The sequence below is a fragment of the Halomonas sp. NO4 genome (assembly GCF_010994375.1).
Taxonomy (GTDB): Bacteria; Pseudomonadota; Gammaproteobacteria; order Pseudomonadales; family Halomonadaceae; genus Halomonas.
This window is the reverse complement of the sequence record NZ_WHMA01000030.1, coordinates 14,896-33,566: the sequence shown is the minus strand read 5'-3', so window position 1 is coordinate 33,566 and position 18,671 is coordinate 14,896. Positions and strand designations below refer to the sequence as shown.

General features: G+C 59.4%; 15 protein-coding genes. All 15 read right to left on the bottom strand.

What is annotated here, in order from left to right; all coding sequences use genetic code 11:
• Nucleotides 1-173: 173 nt before the first annotated feature.
• The 15 genes from FEF15_RS15640 to FEF15_RS15570 all read right to left on the bottom strand — a co-directional run bounded on the left by FEF15_RS15640 (nucleotide 174) and on the right by FEF15_RS15570 (nucleotide 18,629).
• A complete protein-coding gene (locus FEF15_RS15640) occupies nucleotides 174-1,196 on the bottom strand; it encodes a UDP-glucuronic acid decarboxylase family protein (RefSeq protein ID WP_163560105.1) in 1,023 nt (340 codons plus the stop codon).
• A 50-nt stretch (nucleotides 1,197-1,246) separates the two neighbouring features.
• Complete coding sequence (locus FEF15_RS15635; RefSeq protein ID WP_163560104.1) at nucleotides 1,247-3,052, bottom strand: ABC transporter ATP-binding protein; 1,806 nt, start codon at nucleotides 3,050-3,052, stop codon at nucleotides 1,247-1,249.
• Nucleotides 3,053-3,108: 56 nt separating this feature from the next.
• The gene (locus tag FEF15_RS15630) at nucleotides 3,109-4,395 is read right to left on the bottom strand and encodes an exopolysaccharide biosynthesis polyprenyl glycosylphosphotransferase (protein ID WP_240454195.1); all 1,287 of its coding nucleotides are present in this window, start codon (nucleotides 4,393-4,395) and stop codon (nucleotides 3,109-3,111) included.
• A gap of 74 nt (nucleotides 4,396-4,469) precedes the next feature.
• Nucleotides 4,470-6,731 (bottom strand): polysaccharide biosynthesis tyrosine autokinase, encoded by a 2,262-nt coding sequence (locus FEF15_RS15625; RefSeq protein WP_205598558.1) that lies wholly within the window; start codon nucleotides 6,729-6,731, stop codon nucleotides 4,470-4,472.
• A gap of 16 nt (nucleotides 6,732-6,747) precedes the next feature.
• Nucleotides 6,748-7,866: a polysaccharide export protein gene (locus FEF15_RS15620; RefSeq protein WP_163560103.1), complete on the bottom strand. Its 1,119-nt coding sequence runs from the start codon at nucleotides 7,864-7,866 to the stop codon at nucleotides 6,748-6,750.
• A 452-nt stretch (nucleotides 7,867-8,318) separates the two neighbouring features.
• Nucleotides 8,319-9,710, bottom strand: a complete 1,392-nt coding sequence (gene sthA, locus FEF15_RS15615; protein WP_163560102.1) for a Si-specific NAD(P)(+) transhydrogenase — start codon at nucleotides 9,708-9,710, stop codon at nucleotides 8,319-8,321.
• Between the two features lie 58 nt (nucleotides 9,711-9,768).
• Nucleotides 9,769-10,020 (bottom strand): (Na+)-NQR maturation NqrM, encoded by a 252-nt coding sequence (nqrM, locus tag FEF15_RS15610; protein WP_163560101.1) that lies wholly within the window; start codon nucleotides 10,018-10,020, stop codon nucleotides 9,769-9,771.
• Between the two features lie 18 nt (nucleotides 10,021-10,038).
• Nucleotides 10,039-10,803, bottom strand: a complete 765-nt coding sequence (locus FEF15_RS15605; protein WP_163560100.1) for an FAD:protein FMN transferase — start codon at nucleotides 10,801-10,803, stop codon at nucleotides 10,039-10,041.
• Nucleotides 10,800-12,032: an NADH:ubiquinone reductase (Na(+)-transporting) subunit F gene (gene nqrF / locus FEF15_RS15600; protein WP_163560099.1), complete on the bottom strand. Its 1,233-nt coding sequence runs from the start codon at nucleotides 12,030-12,032 to the stop codon at nucleotides 10,800-10,802. Before nqrF ends, FEF15_RS15605 begins: the two co-directional genes overlap by 4 nt.
• 71 nt (nucleotides 12,033-12,103) lie before the next feature.
• Nucleotides 12,104-12,721 carry an NADH:ubiquinone reductase (Na(+)-transporting) subunit E gene (gene nqrE / locus FEF15_RS15595; protein ID WP_163560098.1) on the bottom strand — a complete coding sequence of 206 codons (618 nt, stop codon included), beginning with the start codon at nucleotides 12,719-12,721 and terminating at the stop codon, nucleotides 12,104-12,106.
• 1 nt (nucleotide 12,722) lies between these two features.
• Nucleotides 12,723-13,391 (bottom strand): NADH:ubiquinone reductase (Na(+)-transporting) subunit D, encoded by a 669-nt coding sequence (locus FEF15_RS15590; protein ID WP_163560097.1) that lies wholly within the window; start codon nucleotides 13,389-13,391, stop codon nucleotides 12,723-12,725.
• A gap of 2 nt (nucleotides 13,392-13,393) precedes the next feature.
• Entirely contained in the window at nucleotides 13,394-14,212 is an 819-nt protein-coding gene (locus FEF15_RS15585) for a Na(+)-translocating NADH-quinone reductase subunit C (protein WP_163560096.1), read from the bottom strand.
• Nucleotides 14,212-15,438 (bottom strand): NADH:ubiquinone reductase (Na(+)-transporting) subunit B, encoded by a 1,227-nt coding sequence (locus FEF15_RS15580; protein WP_163560095.1) that lies wholly within the window; start codon nucleotides 15,436-15,438, stop codon nucleotides 14,212-14,214. The genes FEF15_RS15585 and FEF15_RS15580 overlap by 1 nt, the downstream gene beginning before the upstream one ends.
• Nucleotides 15,438-16,787 (bottom strand): Na(+)-translocating NADH-quinone reductase subunit A, encoded by a 1,350-nt coding sequence (locus tag FEF15_RS15575; protein WP_163560094.1) that lies wholly within the window; start codon nucleotides 16,785-16,787, stop codon nucleotides 15,438-15,440. The genes FEF15_RS15580 and FEF15_RS15575 overlap by 1 nt, the downstream gene beginning before the upstream one ends.
• A 378-nt stretch (nucleotides 16,788-17,165) precedes the next feature.
• Entirely contained in the window at nucleotides 17,166-18,629 is a 1,464-nt protein-coding gene (locus FEF15_RS15570; RefSeq protein WP_163560093.1) for a glyceraldehyde-3-phosphate dehydrogenase, read from the bottom strand.
• Nucleotides 18,630-18,671 lie beyond the last annotated feature (42 nt).

Sequence of the window (18,671 nt, the reverse complement as noted above, 5' to 3'; positions counted from 1 at the left end):
AGAACACCACCGATGCCGTATCGGCTCCTGAAGCTGGCTGAGCCTTATGCGTAATCAGGAAAGAATTAACCAATCATACATTTACATGGTTGTGGGCGCAGACTTAAAAAATAAATTGAAATTTGACTAGCTAGCACTACTAGTACAATATAATATCAAAACAACTATTCGAATCATCCACAAGAATCTTGCATAATCCATTCGGATACTTTTACTTCTTGTACATTTACTTCTGGATTGTCATTTATGATATCCCTATGACTTTCCAGCAGACCGTTAAAATATGCGATCGTCCTGATCAACCCCTCGTCGAGTGCCACCGTAGGTTTCCAACCCAGCTTCTCCGTAGCCTGACGAAGATCCGGACGCCGTTGCCTTGGATCATCCATGGGAAGCGGATGAAAGCTTAACTGACTACTGCTTCCTGTGAGTGCTATCACCTTCTCCGCCAGTTCTTGCATCGAGAACTCACTATCATTGCCTAAATTGACAGGACCGACCACCTCTTCTGTATTCATTAAACTAATCAACCCTTCGACAAGGTCATCTACATAACAAAAGCTACGCGACTGCTGGCCGTTCCCGTATACCGTAATATCTTTTCCCTGTAGCGCCTGCATGATGAAATTGCTAACCACACGCCCATCACCGGGGTGCATACGCGGCCCATAGGTATTAAAAATACGTGCCACCTTTATATCCAAGTGGTACTGTCGATAGTAGTCAAAGAATAGTGACTCAGCACAGCGTTTACCCTCATCATAACAACTCCTTGTGCCAATGGGGTTGACCATACCACAGTAGGTTTCAGGCTGAGGATGCACCTCAGGATCGCCATAGACTTCGCTCGTTGATGCTTGCAAAATCCTTGCTTTTGTGCGCTTGGCTAACCCCAGAAGATTGATAGAACCGTGCACGTTCGTCTTGATAGTCTGTACGGGATCAAGCTGATAGTGCACCGGACTTGCCGGACACGCGAGATTATATATTTGATCAACTTCCACAAACAAAGGTAAGTTGATATCATGGCGAATTATTTCAAACCTCGGATCACCATGCATATGTAGAATATTATCCTTACTTCCAGTAGAGAAATTGTCAACACAGATTATATTATTCCCATCTTTCAGAAGTCTCTCGCATAAATGTGAGCCGAGAAACCCCGCCCCACCTGTCACTAGTATTGTCTTTAGCATTGCTCTTTCCTTTAACTTTTGTGGAAATGTGTCAATGGCTAACAAGTCGTTCAGGCGTGTTGGACCATTCGCTTGAACATCTGGTTACGGCTCGTCAGCTCGTCATAGCTTCCCTGATCGACGATGCGCCCTTGCTCCATAAGATAGATGCAATCACACTTCTTCACGGTTGCCAGGCGGTGAGCGATGATGACAATCGTCTTGTCACCAGAAAAATCATTAATGGCATCCATGATCAGCTTTTCCGTGATGCCATCCAGGGCGCTGGTCGCCTCATCCAGCACGAGAACATCCGCATCATGATAGAGCGCCCTCGCGATGCCGATTCGCTGACGCTGACCACCGGATAACTGAACACCTCTTTCCCCCACACGGGTATCAAGCCCTGCGGGTAGCTGTTCCAGAAGCTCATCCAGATGGGCCATTGTGGCGGCATGCTTTACCTTTTGTTCATCGACACGATCAGGCGGCAAGCCATAGGCGATGTTGTCCCGGATGCTGGCATCAGCCAAGAAAATAAACTGTGGCACCAGCCCAATGGCATTCTGCCACTGACGTTTCTGATCAAACTGGAGCGGGTTCCCATCGATCAGCAACTCGCCCTCATCGGGATCCATCAGGCCCAGCAGCAAGTCAATGGCCGTGGACTTTCCCGAACCGGAGGGCCCCACCAAACCAATCGTCTGGCATGCAGATATTGTCATCGTCAGTCCATTCAAGGCAGGTTCCGCTTTACCGGGGTAATGAAAGACGATATCTTTCAGGGTTGCCGACTCCAGGAGGGGCAGATGATTGTTATCGACATTCGACAACTTTCTGTTAGGCTGCTGATCCTCGTAACTGGCGTCCAGATCATCATGTATGCTCTCGAACGCGGCTAAATTGCTGCGGATATTGGAAATCGTGGAGTAGATCTCCTGACAGGCGGGCAACAGTTTGAAACCCGCGAGTGCATAGACAGACAGAACCGGCAATATCGACCCCAGATTATTCTGATGGCTCTTCAACAGGTAGAGCACCAAAAATATGACACTACCGAAGGCGACTAGCTCCATGAGATAGCGAGGCACCCTCGTCATCACCTGGTTGGTCCCCTGTGCCCAGGCAAAACGCCGACTCTGTTCATTGAACCGTTCGACGAATATTAGTTGACGACCCAGTAATAGTACATCCTTGATACCACCGAAGCCTTCGGCCATCAGCTTGTAGCGCATTGCTTCAGATTCGGAAATTGTTTTTCCATTTTTTTTCAGGCGCTGGCGAACCGTACGATAAAGAACAAAATAGGAAAGGGTGAAAATTGTAATACCGATGGTTGCCACCCATGGATTATAGAAAAATATCGCCGTCACCATGAACAACGCCATTACCGCTCTGGCATTCAACTGCAAGAGCGGATTAACAATTCCGTTGGTGACCCTCCGACATTCATGAGTAATCTTGTTAGTCAAGAGATTACTGCTTCCCGAGGAATGATACAACCAATCCTTATGCAGGTAGTACTGATAGAGCCGACTGGATAATGCTGCACCGATATAGGCCCCAAACATGCTCAGGCGCCATATCGTATAGATCGACACCAAGGCCGCCAGACAAAGACATACCAGAACCGCCACCCCTGCCCAGAAGAGAAAGGCCTCGTGTGTTGACAACCCACTCGCGCTGTAAATGGTAGCGATCAGGCCATCGCCTTCGAGACGACTCATATCACCCACAATCGCCATGAAGGGCCCGATCGACATGACTCCGAGAATTTCAAGGCACGCCATCAGCACAACGAGGCCCTGTAGCTTCAACAGTTTTTGTTGCTGCTCACGCGTCAGCAGTCTGTATAGAGACAGCAAGCTTTTCAGCATTGGGCCACCAGGAAAGTTGTTCTCACTGATAATCAAAGGAATATAGCTTTAACCAATTACCTTGAACCGAACCCGGTCACCAGGATCCTGATCGTCTTAATCACGATAAGCAGGTCCAGCCACAGTGAAATATGCTTGATGTAGTAAAAGTCGTACTCGATCTTGCGCACCATGCCATCGACCTCTGCGGCATAGCCCTGCTCGACCTGGGCCCAGCCGGTGATGCCCGGCTTGACCATATGGCGATAGAAGAAGAAAGGCACATCCTTCTCGTACCAGTCGGTGAGGTTCATCGACTCCGGCCGAGGGCCGATCAGGCTCATGTCTCCCTTGAGCACATTGAACAGCTGAGGCAGCTCATCAAACCGATACTTGCGGATGACATGGCCCACCCGGCTAATACGCGGATCATGGCCCTCCGAGGTGAAGTCCAGGCCCGCCTGATCGATGAACATGCTGCGGAATTTATAGACTGTGAAGGGACGACAGTGATACCCCATGCGCTGCTGCTTGAACAGCACCGGGCCGGGGCTGTCGAGGCGGATCGCCACGCCGACCAGCAACATGATCGGCAGGGTGGCGGGGATCAATATCGCCGCTCCGATAAAATCCAGACAGCGCTTGATCACATCGTAATCGTCCCTGGGCCGCAGGCTGCCGTACTGGTTGTCGACGAGGTGGTCAAGGGAGACGCGACCGGTCACCATCTCTTGGGCCGTCTCCGCCTGGTAGACGGGAATGCCATTGATCGTGCAGTCGGCCAGGAAACGCTTCCACTCATCCGGCAGTGGCTCCCGAGCATCCATCACGACACCATCGACCCGACCTCCCGCCAAACTAGGTGAGGACAGAGGACACCACTCAGCACCCGTATTGGCGCACAACGCCTCCACCCGGCCATAGGGCACCACCGCCAGCCTCAGGGTGTGATGACGCGCGATCAACAGGTAATGCGTCAATGTCCATAGCAGGGCCACGACCAGGGCGATATACAGATAATGGCGATCGACCGACAGCTCCAACAGGGTGACGGCAGCGATGCTCGCCCCGAAGCACAGTGCCAGGCCGGGGATCGCCAGCATGGCCAGCTTCATGCCCGGGAAGCGTGCCAGCTGAAAGGCCGAAATGATGGATGCCGCATAGGCGATGCTCGCCATCCCCATGGTGTATCCCTGGCTGGGTTCGCTGTTCGACCAGAAGCCCCAGCCCCACAGCCAGATGGCCGGTATGAGCACCACCAGGCACAAGCCGGTTGCGAATTGCACACGCCGGCTCAGTATCAAGCGCTCAGAGAAACGTGAACGCCGGCGCTGATGCTCCATGACATTGGAAAGTGTATTCACGCTAATTCCCTGCCCTTCTCATCGATCCGAGAATGCTTAACCCTGTTTGCTTATTTTTAGTGATTTTTAGTGATTCAGTTGTAGCTATAGCTGTAATATTCGTAGCCGTAGTGCTTCGCTAGGCGACTCTCTATACCGTTCAGGATGCTGCCTCTGACCGTTACCCCTGCCGTTTCCAGACGACGCAGGGCCGCTTCGATTTCCTTGGCGGATGTCACCTGGAAGCGTGCAATCATCAGGCTGGTGCCGGCCACCTTGCCGACGATGGTGGCATCGGTAACCGCCAGCACGGGTGGGGTATCGATGATCACCAGGTCGTATTCCGGGCTGAATCCTTCGATGAACATCGAGAAGCGCTTCTGCATTAGCAGCTCCGAAGGATTGGGGGGCTTGTTGCCGCGCGGGATATAGTGCAACCCTTCGATATCGGTCTGCCGTATTGCTTCCTGCCACTCGATACGCCCGGATAGCAGTTCTGATAGCCCACTGTCCGCTCCCCCTTGAAATGCATCATGGATATGGCCTTTGCGCATGTCGGCGTCGATGATCAGAACCCTTTGGCCTGCTTGGGCACAGGTCGCAGCTAGGTTGATACAGGTGAAACTCTTGCCCAATTCCACGCTCGGACCGGTGATCATGATGCAGTTGTTCTTGGCCTCCAGCATGGCGAAGTGCAGACTCGTCCTTAGGCCACGCAACGCTTCGATGGCACCATCGGTAGGTTGAGTCGTTGCCAAGGCCCCGCAGATCACGCTCTTGCGGTACTTCTCGCGTCTATTCCGAACCTTACGAACCAGTTTTTCCTGACTTTCCGACTTCGGGATGGTGGCGTAGACAGGCAGCCCCATTTCCTCCATTTGCTGCGGCGTCTCTATTCCGCGGTTCATCAGGCCGCGAACGACCGCATAGGTCAGCCCCAGCAGGACACCCAAGAAGCTGTAGAGCAGAGTAATCAGTTTGCGGTTGGGGGAGATTGGCCAGCCGCTGACATGAGCGTCGTCAATGATGCGAATATTGCCGACGATACCCGCCCGGGAGACCTCCAGTTCCTGAGCACGATTAAGCATGCTCACATAAATGCTCTGGGCCACTTCCACGTCCCGAGTCAGGCGGATGATCTCCTGCTGGGAGCCCGGCATCTCGTCGATACGCTCATTCAGTCGATCACGTTCCTCGATCAGTCGTGACCGCTGCCGCATCAATGACTGGTAGGCGGGGTGATGGCGAGTATAGCGCTGCGCCATCTCCTCCTCGGTGACCTCCATTTCGCTCAATTGCTCTTCCAGCTCGACAACCCGCATCACCAGGCTGGCCGACTCCGAATCGAGGTCGACACTGCCCGCCTCAACCCGGTACGCGTTCAAGCGGTTCTCAGCGGCACTCAGGCTCTCTCGAACCTCAGGCGCCTGCTCCTCCAGGAAGCGAAGCCGCTTGTCGGCCTCCTCCGACTGCCGCTCCACGTTCTGCATCAGGAAGGTGCGAGTGATGGCATTCAGGGAGTCATGGATCTCGGCGCGATCCTCACCACGGAGAAGCAAGGTGATGATGCCAGTACCGCCACTCCCCCGGCCGCCGTCGGAAATCACGTCCAACCGCGAGGCCAGGGAGCCGATGGCCGCCATTCGTGACAGTTTGATCAGTTCGAACTCGCTGCGCTCCGGGGCATCGATCTCGGCGACTCGCAGCAATACCGCCCCCTCGAGGAAACGCTCATCGACCCCCACCAGGCCTTCGCCGAGAATTTCCTCGCCGAGCAGCAGTTGATACCGATCCGAACCGGCAACGCGCAACGTAAAGGCGGTATTGCGATAGGGTTCATCCACCGCCAGCTCGCCAACGTGGATGCTCTCGCCCCCCCACACCGCTTCATCGAAATCCACATAACTCACGGGATCGAAGGGCAACCGCTCGAGTAGCGAACCCAGGATCGGCAGCTCGTCGAGGTCGGGCCGGGCGATACCGTTGCGCTGCACATATTCGCCGACCAGCGGCAGACGCCGGGGCCTTACCATCGTATCGACATCGGTCTGATCGACTACCTGGCCCAGCACCAAGCGTGAGCGCAAGATTCTAACCTCGGCCATGGCGCTGTCGTCTGCCTCGGCTCCCATCGCGTCCGTTAGCGGATTGATCGTACCGCGCCGCTCGACCTGAACCAGTGCATCTCCCTGATAGATCGGCGTCGAGAGTTGCCCATATACCCAACCCCCGGCCATGAATACCAGGGTGATGGCGACGATCGACCACTTGTACTGCAACAGGTTGCCGAAGAAACGTCGCAGATCGAGATCGTTGTTACGCGAAGGCGGATGGGGTAGTGAGGGCATCTGGGTCATGGTCAATAGGCCTTGTCTAGAGCTCACCAATATCAGACGTAACATCCACCACGGTGCTAGGCAGCACAGCCGAGGGCAGCAGGAGACTGATCACGGTATTCCAGCGAGAAATTGGCGCGGCGGTGACATAAACCACGTCTTGAGGCTGTAAGGGGAAGTGGGTACCCATAGTCAATGCCGTGGCATTACTGATATCCAGCTGATAAACGGTAGCGATCTTGTCTCTTTCCGGGGGCTGGGTGCGGATTACGAAGATGCCTGAGGGCTTGGCCGCGGTCTCCACCACCCCGCCGGCCCGGGCCAGAGCGTCGGTAAGCGTGATGCGCTCGTTGCCCAGCGTCAGGTTGCCCGGCGAACGCACTTGGCCCATGACCGCCACGTTCTGGCTTTCCAGTGTGGGGACATGCAACACATCGCCATCGCGTAACAGGCGATTCTGGGTATGGTCGCCTTGGCGCAGCAACGCATAGAGCGAAACCTCTTCCTTGCGGCCACCGCGGTTGAGCACCACCTGGTGCCAGTTAGCGGTATCGCTGGCACCGCCGACCGCGCTAATGGCATCCAGAATGGTCAGGGGCTGGTTAGTGACCGGCAGGGTGCCTGGCGAGCCCACGGCTCCGCTGACATACACCTTCTTCGAACGATAGCCGGCAATGCGGACTTCGACTTGGGGATCGGTAATGAAGTGGGCGAGGCGGTTGGCCAGGATGCGTCGAATTTCGTCGACATTGCGTCCCTCGACCCGGATACGCCCGATGTAGGGGTAATAGATGGAACCATCACGCTGGACGACATTGCCGGCCTCTTCGGCGCTGCGTTCTCCGCCGGTGGGAATCGTCAACTCAGGATGGTCGTAGACAATAATGCTGAGGATATCACCTGGGCCCACGAGATATTCATAGTCTTCGATCTCGGACCGCAACTGTGGGGGCATCAAGCTCGCTACATCACCGTTGACCTGGCGACGAAAGTCGGCAACCAGGTCAGGGGTAATGGGCTCAATATCGACCAGGTGATCAATAGACGGGGGATCGGCGTCATAGTCAATATGACCACCGGGTGCCATAGCGCACCCAGTTAGACTTCCGACCAATAGGAGGGGAAGTATCCCCGCTCGCCTGCGTAGACGGGTCATTGCTTAATCCTTATCTCATGTCTAACGCATGAGTTAGTTGTTTTTTCTGTCAAAGGTGGCTGGACACGCTACCGCCCGGGAGTGGTCAGGGCGTTCTCCAAGGCCGATGCTTCTGGGGTGTGTGATGAACACGTCTGCGCACCACTGACTTCCGGCACGGGAAGCAACATTGCAGACACCTGTAGATACACAAGATTACATATGTGGTCGGTTTCTGCGTATCTCATTTTCCTCATGCTTTTTTCAGCAACGAACTCAGACGCGGCGTATTTTCCGTAAACCGTAGGCACGGCAAAACCTCCGCGCCCTGAGGGGGAACCTGTGGTTCACGCAGACAGGTGTTGTTGTGATCGATGGGAGACGAACGTGAAGCAAGTCAGCTTAGGCGTGCCAACAAAAACGCCGGTCATTTTGACCGGCGTAGCATGAGAGAACTGATACTAAGGAAGGAGTCAGAACACCCGATTCAGTCCGTTCTGGGCGGCCACACGATACGCCTCGGCCATGGTCGGGTAGTTGAAGGTCGTGTTGACGAAGTACTTGAGGGTGTTGGCTTCGCCCTGCTGCTGCATGACCGCCTGGCCGATGTGAACGATCTCGGAGGCTTGGTCGCCGAAGCAGTGGATGCCGAGGATTTCTAAGGTGTCCTGATGGAAGAGTATCTTGAGCATGCCCACGGTGTCGCCGGTGATCTGGGCGCGGGCGGTGTCCTTGAAAAACGCCTGGGCAACCTCGTAGGGCACCTTGGCCTCGGTGAGCTCGCGCTCGTTGCGCCCGAAGGAGCTGATCTCGGGGATGGTGTAGATGCCGGTGGGCACTTCGGAGACGTAGCGGTAGTCGCGGTCGAGCAGCTCGTCGCAGGCGTTGAGGCCTTGGTCATAGGCGGCGCTGGCCAGGCTCGGCCAGCCGATCACATCACCGGCAGCGTAGATGTGTGGGATCGCGGTGCGGTAGTGCTCGTCGACGGCGAGTTGGCCACGGCCGTTGGCTTCCAGGCCGATGTTCTCCAGGCCCAGCTGGTCGGTGTTGCCGGTGCGGCCGTTGGCCCACAGGAAGGCATCGGCGCGCAGCTTCTTGCCCGACTTGAGATAGACGGTAACGCCCGAGTCGTCACCCTCGACACGCTCGTACTCCTCGTTGTGACGAATCAGAACGCCATGCTTGCGGAGGTGGTAGGAGAGCGCGTCGCTGATCTCGTCGTCGAGGAAGGAGAGCAGGCTGCCGCGGTTGTTGATCAGGTCGACCTTGACGCCCAGGCCGGAGAAGATCGAGGCGTACTCGCAGCCGATCACGCCGGCACCGAAGATGATCAGGGTGCGCGGCGTGTGGTTGAGGCTCAGGATGGTGTCGGAGCAATAGATCCGCGGATGGCGGAAGTCGATGTCGGCAGGACGATAGGGGCGCGAGCCGGTTGCGATGATGACCTTCTGGGCGACGAGTTCGTCGGTGGCATCCTGACGATCGCGCACCAGCAGGGTGTGCTCATCCTTGAAGCGCGCCACGCCGCTGAACAGATCGATGCGGTTACGGGCGTAGAAGTTGGTGCGCATCGCCACCTGTTGATCGATGGTGACGCGGGAGCGCTCCATCACCTTGGGAAAGGAGAACCAGCGCGGCTCACCGATATCGCGAAACATGCGGTTGGTGTTGAAGGCCATGATCTGCTTGACCTGGTGGCGCAGCGCCTTGGACGGGATGGTTCCCCAGTGCGTACAGTTCCCCCCCACCAGCGGCTGCTTTTCCACGACGGCGACCCGCTTGCCGTGCTTGGCGGCGTTGATGGCGGCACTCTCCCCCGCCGGGCCGGTACCGATCACTACCACGTCGTAGTTGTAGACTGCCATGGAGGTTACGTCTCCCTGTTCCCTTGAATGAAAGGTCCGATGGCTACGCCAGCGCGGCTCAGCGCTTGGTGGCGTCGTAGCCGAGATCCATGCCGCGACTCTCGTCGCTGCGACGGCGCGCACTGACCTTGCGATTCTCCTCCTCGCACACCTCGTCCTTGCCACCGCAGATCTCGCAGCCCTCCTTGAGCCCGAGCTTGTTGAGTCCGCCGCACGAACCGGCGATGGGCTTGCGCCCCATGATGACTCCGATGGCCATGGCGGCCATGATCAGCAGCATGAAGCCGAGTACCACGAGGAAAGTTGTCATAGCTGTGTCTCCTGCCGTCTAGCGCTCGAGCCATGACTCGAGGGACGGCGTATGATGGGATTCGATACCTGTTGGGGTTGAGACAACGACGCGCACGGCATGCTCCGCAGGCAAGCCACGGTCCAGCGAGCCGGATGACGCGCCAAAGGCCAGCCCCTCGGCGATCAGCCACGCCTGGGTGGCGGTGGGGGCCACGGCATTCACGGCCAGCAATCGCGCTTCACCCTGCCGGCCCAGGTCATTCGCTCCCAGCCGGGTCACCAGCGCCGCATGGCGTAGCCGCAGGCGGCTGGGGGAAGCGTCTTCGGGAAGAGCTGCATGGTCCAGTGCCAGTCGCCACCCTTGGCGCCGCGGATGATCGAACGTGCGCACCTGGCCGCCAACCTCGATCATGGCATGCTCGACCCCCTGTGCTTGCAGCCGTTCGGCCAGACGGTCCACCGCCCGGGCGTGCATCAGGGGTGCCAGGCCACGCGCGTCGGCGGGGTTCGCCGTCCAGCCCGGTAGCACGGCAAGCCAGCGCAGCCAGGCATAGTGTTGCTCCAGACGTTCCAGTTCACCTTGTATGTCGGCCCGCAGCGCATCGCGTGCCGCCGCATCGAGGTCGGCATACAGGGTGAGGTGGTAGCCCGTGTCCAGGGCGGCGCCCTGGAACTGGTGTTCCTGCGAGGGGTGACGACAGGCACTGAGCAGCGCTATGGGCATCACCACCGCGAGGAACATGAATAGGGCCGGCCCGCGATGGGCCAGCCCCGGGTGTCGCCTGACGGCGAGCGGGATCATCCGCCGAAGTCGTCCAGCAGGATGTTCTCGGGTTCGACACCCAGATCGATCAGCAGCTTGATGACAGAAGCGTTCATCATGGGCGGCCCACACATGTAGTACTCGCAGTCCTCGGGGGCCGGATGGTCCTTGAGGTAGTTCTCGTAGAGCACGTTATGTATGAAGCCCGTGGGGCCAGTCCAGTTGTCCTCCGGCAGCGGATCGGAGAGCGCCAGGTGCCACTCGAAGTTCGGGAACTCCTCAGCCAGCTGGTCGTACTCCTCGTTGTAGAAGGTCTCGCGCCAGGAGCGCGCCCCGTACCAGAAACTGATCTTGCGATCGGTCTTGATGCGCTTGAGCTGGTCGAAGATGTGGCTGCGCATCGGCGCCATGCCGGCACCGCCGCCGATGAAGATCATCTCGGCATCGGTATCCTTGGCAAAGAACTCGCCGAAGGGCCCCATCACCGTCACCTTGTCACCGGGCTTCAGGGCGAAGACGTAGGTGGACATCAGGCCCGGCGGGTGGCTGGTGCCGGGAGGCGGCGTGGCGATACGGATGTTGAACTTGAGGATGCCCCTCTCTTCCGGATAGTTCGCCATGGAGTAGGCACGGATGACTTCCTCGTTGTTCTTGTGGCGAATCTTGAAGAGGTCGAACTTCTCCCAGTCGCCACGGTACTCCTCCTCGATGTCGAAATCGGAGAAAGAGATGTCGTAGGGCGGTGCCACCAGCTGCACGTAGCCACCGGCGCGGAAGTCGACTTCCTCGCCCTCGGGGAGCTTGAGGTTGAGCTCCTTGATGAAGGTGGCGACGTTGGGGTTCTCGATGACCTCGCACTCCCACTTCTTGACGCCGAAGACCTCCTCCGGGACCTCGATCTTCATGTCCTGCTTGACCGGGACCTGGCAGGAGAGACGCCAGCCGTCCTTCTTCTCGCGCAGGGTGAAGTGGGACTCCTCGGTGGGCAAAATGGCCCCGCCGCCCTCTTCCACCCGGCACTTGCACTGCGCGCAGGAGCCGCCACCGCCGCAAGCGGACGACAGGAAGATGCCGTTGGCCGCCAGGGTATTGAGCAGCTTGCCGCCGGCCTGGGTCTGGAGGGTGTGCTCGGGATCGCCGTTGATCTCGATGGTTACGTCGCCGCTGCTGACGAGCCGACTGCGGGCCGCCAGGATGACCATGACCAGACTGACCACGACCACGGTGAACATGACCACACCGAGCAAGATGATAGCTGTACCAACCATGTCGGTTTCCTATTTGCTGTGAGTAACCGGTTTCCCGACGGCACCGTGTGCCGCCGGAAACGCACCCTGTCTCAGAGCTGGATGCCGGAGAAGGACATGAAGCCCAGCGACATCAGACCCACGGTGATGAAGGTGATGCCCAGGCCCTGCAGGCCAGCGGGCACGTCGCTGTACTTGAGCTTCTCGCGGATCCCGGCCAGCGCGGTGATGGCCAGTGCCCAGCCGAAGCCGGCACCGAAGCCATACACGATCGACTCACCGAAGTTGTAGTTGCGCTCGGCCATGAAGAGCACGCCGCCGAGAATCGCGCAGTTCACGGTGATCAACGGCAGGAACACGCCCAGCGCGTTGTACAGCGCGGGCACGTACTTGTCGAGGAACATCTCGAGAATCTGCACGATGGCGGCGATCACGCCGATATAGCTCAGGTAGCCGAGGAACGTCAGGTCGACGTTCTCGGTTCCGCTGATACCGGTCCAGGTCAGGGCCCCTTCCGCCAGCAGGTAGTGCAGGATCAGGTTGTTGACCGGCACCGTGATGGTCAGCACGGTGATGACCGCGATGCCCAGGCCGATGGCCGAGGAAACCTTCTTGGACACGGCCATGAAGGTGCACATACCCAGGAAGAACGCCAGGGCCATGTTCTCGACGAAGACCGTGGCAACGAACAGGCTCAGATAGTGTTCCATGTTACACGGCCTCCTTCGGCTGGGTGTTTTCCTTCATCTTGAACTCGTTCTCCTCGACCTGCTCCGGTTGCATCTCGCGCAGCGCCCAGATGATCAGGCCGATGATGAAGAACGCCGAGGGCGGCAACAGCAGCAGACCGTTGGGCACGTACCAGCCACCATCCTGTACCGGCTGGAGCACGGTGAAGCCGAACACGCTGCCGGAACCGAGCAGTTCGCGAACGAAGCCCACGGTCATCAGGATGAAGCCGTAGCCCAGGCCGTTGCCGACGCCGTCCAGGAATGAAAGGCCCGGTGTATTGGTCATGGCGAAGCCTTCGGCGCGCCCCATCACAATGCAGTTGGTGATGATCAGGCCGACGAACACCGAGAGCTGCTTGGACATCTCGTAGGCAAATGCCTTGAGAATCTGGTCGACCACGATGACCAGCGAGGCAATGATGGTCATCTGCACGATGATGCGGATCGACGACGGGATATGGTGACGGATCAACGACACGAACATGCTCGAAAAAGCCGTCACGAAGATCACCGCCAGCGTCATGACAAGCGAGACGCTCATGCTGGTGGTCACCGCCAGCGCAGAGCAGATCCCCAGGATCTGCAGGGCGATGGGGTTGTTCTTGAAGATGGGCGTGGTCAGGACGCCCTTGGGAGTCACAGCGGACATGATCAGGCTCCTTCAGATTCGAGTTCGACGGTGGTGTCCTGAACCTCTTCCGCGCTCACTTCACTGCGGAAGCGGGCCAGGTACTCGCCGAAGCCTTCAGGGCTCAGCCAGAACTGCAGCATGTTGGTCACACCGCGGCTGGTCAGGGTAGCACCGGACAGGGCGTCAACCTCAGTTTCGCCACTGGCACCGCCCTTCACCAGGCTGATGGCCGGATCCAGGCTCTCCGCATCGGCGAACACCTGCTTGCCATCCCACTGGGCCTGCCAGCGCGGGTTGTTGACCTCGGCGCCAAGGCCCGGTGTTTCGCTGTGCTCGTAGTAGGTGATGCCGACGAAGGTATTGCCGTCGCCCTCCAGCGAGATGTAGCCGCGCATCAGCCCCCACAGGCCCTGGCCGCGAATCGGCAGGATGATCTGCTCGGGATCGTCCGGATTCCCGACCAGGTAGACGGTGGAGAAGTGCTCCTGACGCGACAAGCCAGCGATATCCTGGTCCCCCGACAGAGTCCGACCGCTGGCCGGATCGCTCGCCGCCTCGAAGGCATTGTAGGTAGCCGGATCGTGTTGCTCGCTGTACTCACCGGTTCGCAGATCCACTACACGCGGTGTGATGGCTTCCTGGTAGCGCTCCTCGACGTCCATGCCCTCCTCATAGAGGTTGGCCACGCTGAGGATGTTGGACTTGCGGTCGAGCTCCTGGTTGATCTGCTGCAAGGGTCGCAGTGCCACCGCGGCGGTAGAGACGATGACCGAACACACAATGCACAGTGCGAACGCCACCGTCAGAATCTTCTTGATGGAGTTGTTGCTCTGAGCCATCAGGCGGTCTCCTCGGCCGGCACACCGGTGCGCTGCATGCGGCGCTTGATGTTGGCCTGAACAAAGAAGTGATCAATGAGCGGGGCGAACAGGTTGGCGAACAGGATCGCCAGCATGATCCCCTCGGGGAACGCCGGGTTGACCACGCGGATCAGCACGGTCATCACGCCGATGAGAATACCGAAGATCAGACGTCCCGGATTGGTCATGGATGCCGACACCGGGTCGGTGGCCATGAACACCATGCCGAAGGCGAAACCGCCCACCACCAGGTGCCAGTACCAAGGCATGGCGAACATCGGGTTGGTCTCCGAACCGGCCAGGTTGAGCAGCGCGCTCATCGCCACCAGACCGATCAGGCAGCCGAGCATGATCCGCCACGAGGCGATCTTGGTCCACAGCAGCACCGCGGCACCGATGAAGATGGCCAGCGTCGAGGTCTCGCCGACCGAGCCCGGCATGAAGCCGAGGAAGGCGTCCCACCAGTTCCACTGGCTGGACAGTGCCGCCATGCCATCCTGGTAGGCCACGGAAAGCGCCGTGGCACCGGTGAAGCCGTCGGCCGCCACCCATACTGCGTCACCGGAGATCTGTGCCGGATAGGCGAAATAGAGGAAGGCACGGCCGGTGAGCGCCGGATTGAGGAAGTTCTTGCCGGTACCGCCGAAGATCTCCTTGCCGATCACCACGCCGAAGGTGATACCCAGCGCCACCTGCCATAGCGGGATGGTGGCGGGCAGGATCAGCGCGTAGAGCACGGAGGTGACGAAGAAGCCCTCGTTGACCTCGTGACCACGCTTGACGGCGAACAGCACCTCCCAGAAGCCGCCGACCACGAAGGTCACCAGGTAGATGGGCAGGAAGTAGGTGGCGCCCAGCACGAAGTTGGCCCAGACGCTGTCGGCGTCGTGGCCACCGGCGAGCAGCATGGTGATCGCCTCACGCCAGCCGTCCATGGAGGCGAAGCCATCGGCGATGGCCATGTTGGCCTGCCAACCGGCGTTCCACATCCCGAAGAACATCGCTGGGAAGGTGCACAACCACACCGTGATCATGATGCGCTTGAGGTCAATCCCGTCGCGCACATGTGCCGTGGTCTTGGCCACGTCGGGGGGTGAGTAGAAGATGGTGTCCACCGCCTCGTAGAGCGGGTAGAACTTCTCGTACTTGCCACCCTTGTGAAAGTGCGGCTCGAGATTGTCGAGTGTCTGTCGGATACCCATCATCAGGCCTCTTTCTCGATAAGGGTGAGGTTGTCACGCAGGATGGGACCGTATTCGTACTTGCCGGGGCACACGTAGGTGCACAGAGCGAGGTCCTCTTCATCCAGTTCCAGGCACCCGAGCTGCATGCCGACCTCGATGTCGCCGACGATCAGCGTGCGCAGCAGTTGGGTGGGCAGGATGTCCAGCGGCATGACTTCCTCGTAGACACCCACCGGCACCATGGCGCGTTCGGAGCCGTTGGTCGAGGTGGTCGGCGCGTAGTTGCGCAGGCCCTTGAACTTCGAGAGGTAGATTCCCATCACGGAATGGCGGTTGCTGCCCGGCGACAGCCAGCCCAGGAAGACCCGCTTGTTGCCCTCTTCAAGCAGGCTCACCTGATTGTGGAAGCGGCCCAGGTAGCGCAGGGAGCCCTCGCAGGTGAAGCCGGAGAACACCGAGCCGGAGATCACCCGCGTTTCCTCGGGTTCGATGACCTCGCCGGCCAGCAGTTCCTCGGTGCTCGCCCCCACCCGGGTACGCAGCAGGCGCGGTGTCTCGGCTCGCGGCCCGCCCACGGCAACCACACGGTTGACATCGAGCTTGCCCTCGGCGAACAGCTTGCCGAACGCGATCACGTCCTGATAGCCGATGTGCCACACCTTGCGCTGCAGGGAAACCGGCGAGAGGAAGTGGATGTGCGTCCCGACCAGCCCGGCGGGGTGCGGGCCCGCGAAGCTCTCCGTCTGCACGCCCTTGACATCGCCCCCCGGGAGGGTGGCCTCCGGAGCGGTGCACAGGTACACCTTGCCCTCGGTCAGGCGCGAGAGCACCTTCAGGCCGTCCTCGAAGGCCTCGGGCTGCTCGTTGATGATCAGCGCAGGATCGGCGGCGAGCGGATGAGTGTCGATCGCGGTGACGAAGATATCCCTCGGCTCGCTGTCGATGGCCGGGCTGCGCGAGAAGGGGCGAGTCCGTAGCGCGGTCCACAGTCCCGACTCGACCAGCTGGTCGACCACCGTCTGGCGCTCCAGGCCGTCGAGCTTGTCGCGACCGTGCGCCGTGAAGCTCTCCGCCTCCTCGTTCTCGTCGACCTTGATCACCACCGAGAGCAGCTTGCGCTTCTCGCCACGGTTGATGGCTACCACCTCACCGGCGGCAGGCGCCGTGAAGCGTACGCCGTCGTTCTTCTTGTCAGTGAACAGGAGCTGGCCCAGTTTCACCTTGTCCCCTTCCCGGACCTCCATGGTCGGCTTCATGCCGACATAGTCGGTGCCCAGGATGGCCACGTGACGCACGGGTCGCGCATCCTCGATGCGCGGCTCGGGCGCCCCGGTGATGGGGAGATCCAGGCCTTTCTTGACTTCGATCATAGTCTCGCCCAGTTGATGGATCGGATATACGAAGGAAAGGGGTGCGATTGGATGCGAATTCTTGTCGTGTCAGTACGTTACCAGTCAGGCCCGAGGCGAGCTCGAACCACCCCGAAAATCCCGGGCATTATAATGACAAGCGCGACCAATGACCACACGCCCAAAGGTGGCAAAAGGTCTACGCGCCCCGTTGTGGCGGGCAGAAGGAAGGGTCGAAGGGGCGTTGAAAGGCGCCCGTGGCGGGCTTGCTGTCACGGCCAGCCACCGCCGCGGCCCCGGCCAGGATCGGTGGCCGGAACGGCGGGGCGGCATGATCTGGATCATGGCATTCCCGACCGCTGCGGTCGGGAATGCGAAGCGCTCCGCGCGCCGACGCGCTCAGGCCTGGGCGCGGGGCAGCTTGAGGAAGTGGACGTTGGAGATGTGCTGCAGGATGCGCACTACCTGGCAGCTGTAGCCGAACTCGTTGTCGTACCAGACATAGAGCACAGCGTGCTTGCCGTTGGCGATGGTCGCCTTGGCATCGACGATGCCGGCATGGCGGTTGCCCACGAAGTCCGTCGAGACCACCTCGGGCGAGTCGACGAAGTCGATCTGCTTCTGGTAGGGCGAGTCCAGCGACATGCGCCGCAGGAAGTCGTTGAGCGCCTCGGCGTCGGTCTCGCGCTCCAGGGTGAGGTTGAGGATCGCCATGGAGACGTTGGGCGTGGGCACGCGGATGGCGTTGCCGGTCAGCTTGCCGGTCAGCTCCGGCAGCGCCTTGGCCACCGCCTTGGCGGCACCGGTTTCGGTGAGCACCATGTTGAGCGGCGCACTGCGGCCGCGACGGTCGCCCTTGTGGTAGTTGTCGATCAGGTTTTGGTCATTGGTGTAGGCGTGCACCGTCTCCACGTGGCCACAATCGATGCCGTACTCGTCGTTGAGCACCTTGAGCACCGGCACGATGGCGTTGGTGGTGCACGACGCCGCTGACAGAATGCTGTCGTTCTCGGCGATGTCCTGGTGGTTGATGCCGTAGACGATGTTCTTGATATCGCCCTTGCCGGGTGCGGTGAGCAGCGCCTTGGAGACGCCTTTGCACTCCAGGTGCTGGCCCAGGCCCGCCTCGTCGCGCCAGATACCGGTGTTGTCGACCACCACGGCGTTGTCGATGCCGTAGGCGGTGTAGTCCACCTCGGCGGGCGAGTCGGCGTAGATCACCTGGATGACGTTGCCGTTGGCGGTGAGGGTGCGCGCCTCGGCATCGACCTGAATGGTGCCGTTGAACGGGCCGTGCACCGAGTCACGGCGCAGCAGGCTCGCCCGCTTCTCCAGGTCCTTGGCGATATCGCCGCGGCCGCGCACCACGATGGCGCGCAGGCGCAGCAGGTTGCCGCCGCCCGCCTTGTCGATCAGGATGCGCGCCAGCAGACGCCCGATCCGTCCGAAGCCGTAGAGCACCACGTCCTTGGACTGGCCGTTGTTGCCGCTCGGGTCGTGGGCATCGACGATCTCGGCCAGCTCCTCGCGCAGGAACGCCTCGACATCACCCCCGCCGCGTTTCTTGAAGGCCACCCCCAGCTTGCCCACGTCGACGTGGGCCGGCCCCAGGTTGAGGTTGACCAGTGCCTCGACGAGCGGGAAGGTGTCGCTCACGGAAAGCTCGGTGCCTTCGACCTTACGCACGAAGCGATGGTCCTTCAGGATACGGATGACGCTGCGATTGAACAGCGACCTACCGTACAGGGTGGTTACCACGTTGTGATGACGGTAAAGCCGACCGATCAGCGGGATCATCTGCTCGGCGAGCGCCTGGTTGTCATGCCATTCCTGAAAGACGGTATCGCGGGATTGCTGACTCACGTGAAGCCTCTCTGCTGGGGATCGGAATACGCCGGCATTATC

Bases quoted from the DNA above. Each gene is read 5' to 3' on its own strand.
- FEF15_RS15640 (WP_163560105.1), bottom strand. From the start codon at position 1,196: ATGCTAAAGACAATACTAGTGACAGGTGGGGCGGGGTTTCTCGGCTCA.
- FEF15_RS15635 (WP_163560104.1), bottom strand. From the start codon at position 3,052: ATGCTGAAAAGCTTGCTGTCTCTATACAGACTGCTGACGCGTGAGCAG.
- FEF15_RS15625 (WP_205598558.1), bottom strand. From the start codon at position 6,731: ATGACCCAGATGCCCTCACTACCCCATCCGCCTTCGCGTAACAACGAT.
- FEF15_RS15620 (WP_163560103.1), bottom strand. From the start codon at position 7,866: ATGACCCGTCTACGCAGGCGAGCGGGGATACTTCCCCTCCTATTGGTC.
- sthA (WP_163560102.1), bottom strand. From the start codon at position 9,710: ATGGCAGTCTACAACTACGACGTGGTAGTGATCGGTACCGGCCCGGCG.
- nqrM (WP_163560101.1), bottom strand. From the start codon at position 10,020: ATGACAACTTTCCTCGTGGTACTCGGCTTCATGCTGCTGATCATGGCC.
- FEF15_RS15605 (WP_163560100.1), bottom strand. From the start codon at position 10,803: ATGATCCCGCTCGCCGTCAGGCGACACCCGGGGCTGGCCCATCGCGGG.
- nqrF (WP_163560099.1), bottom strand. From the start codon at position 12,032: ATGGTTGGTACAGCTATCATCTTGCTCGGTGTGGTCATGTTCACCGTG.
- nqrE (WP_163560098.1), bottom strand. From the start codon at position 12,721: ATGGAACACTATCTGAGCCTGTTCGTTGCCACGGTCTTCGTCGAGAAC.
- FEF15_RS15590 (WP_163560097.1), bottom strand. From the start codon at position 13,391: ATGTCCGCTGTGACTCCCAAGGGCGTCCTGACCACGCCCATCTTCAAG.
- FEF15_RS15585 (WP_163560096.1), bottom strand. From the start codon at position 14,212: ATGGCTCAGAGCAACAACTCCATCAAGAAGATTCTGACGGTGGCGTTC.
- FEF15_RS15580 (WP_163560095.1), bottom strand. From the start codon at position 15,438: ATGATGGGTATCCGACAGACACTCGACAATCTCGAGCCGCACTTTCAC.
- FEF15_RS15575 (WP_163560094.1), bottom strand. From the start codon at position 16,787: ATGATCGAAGTCAAGAAAGGCCTGGATCTCCCCATCACCGGGGCGCCC.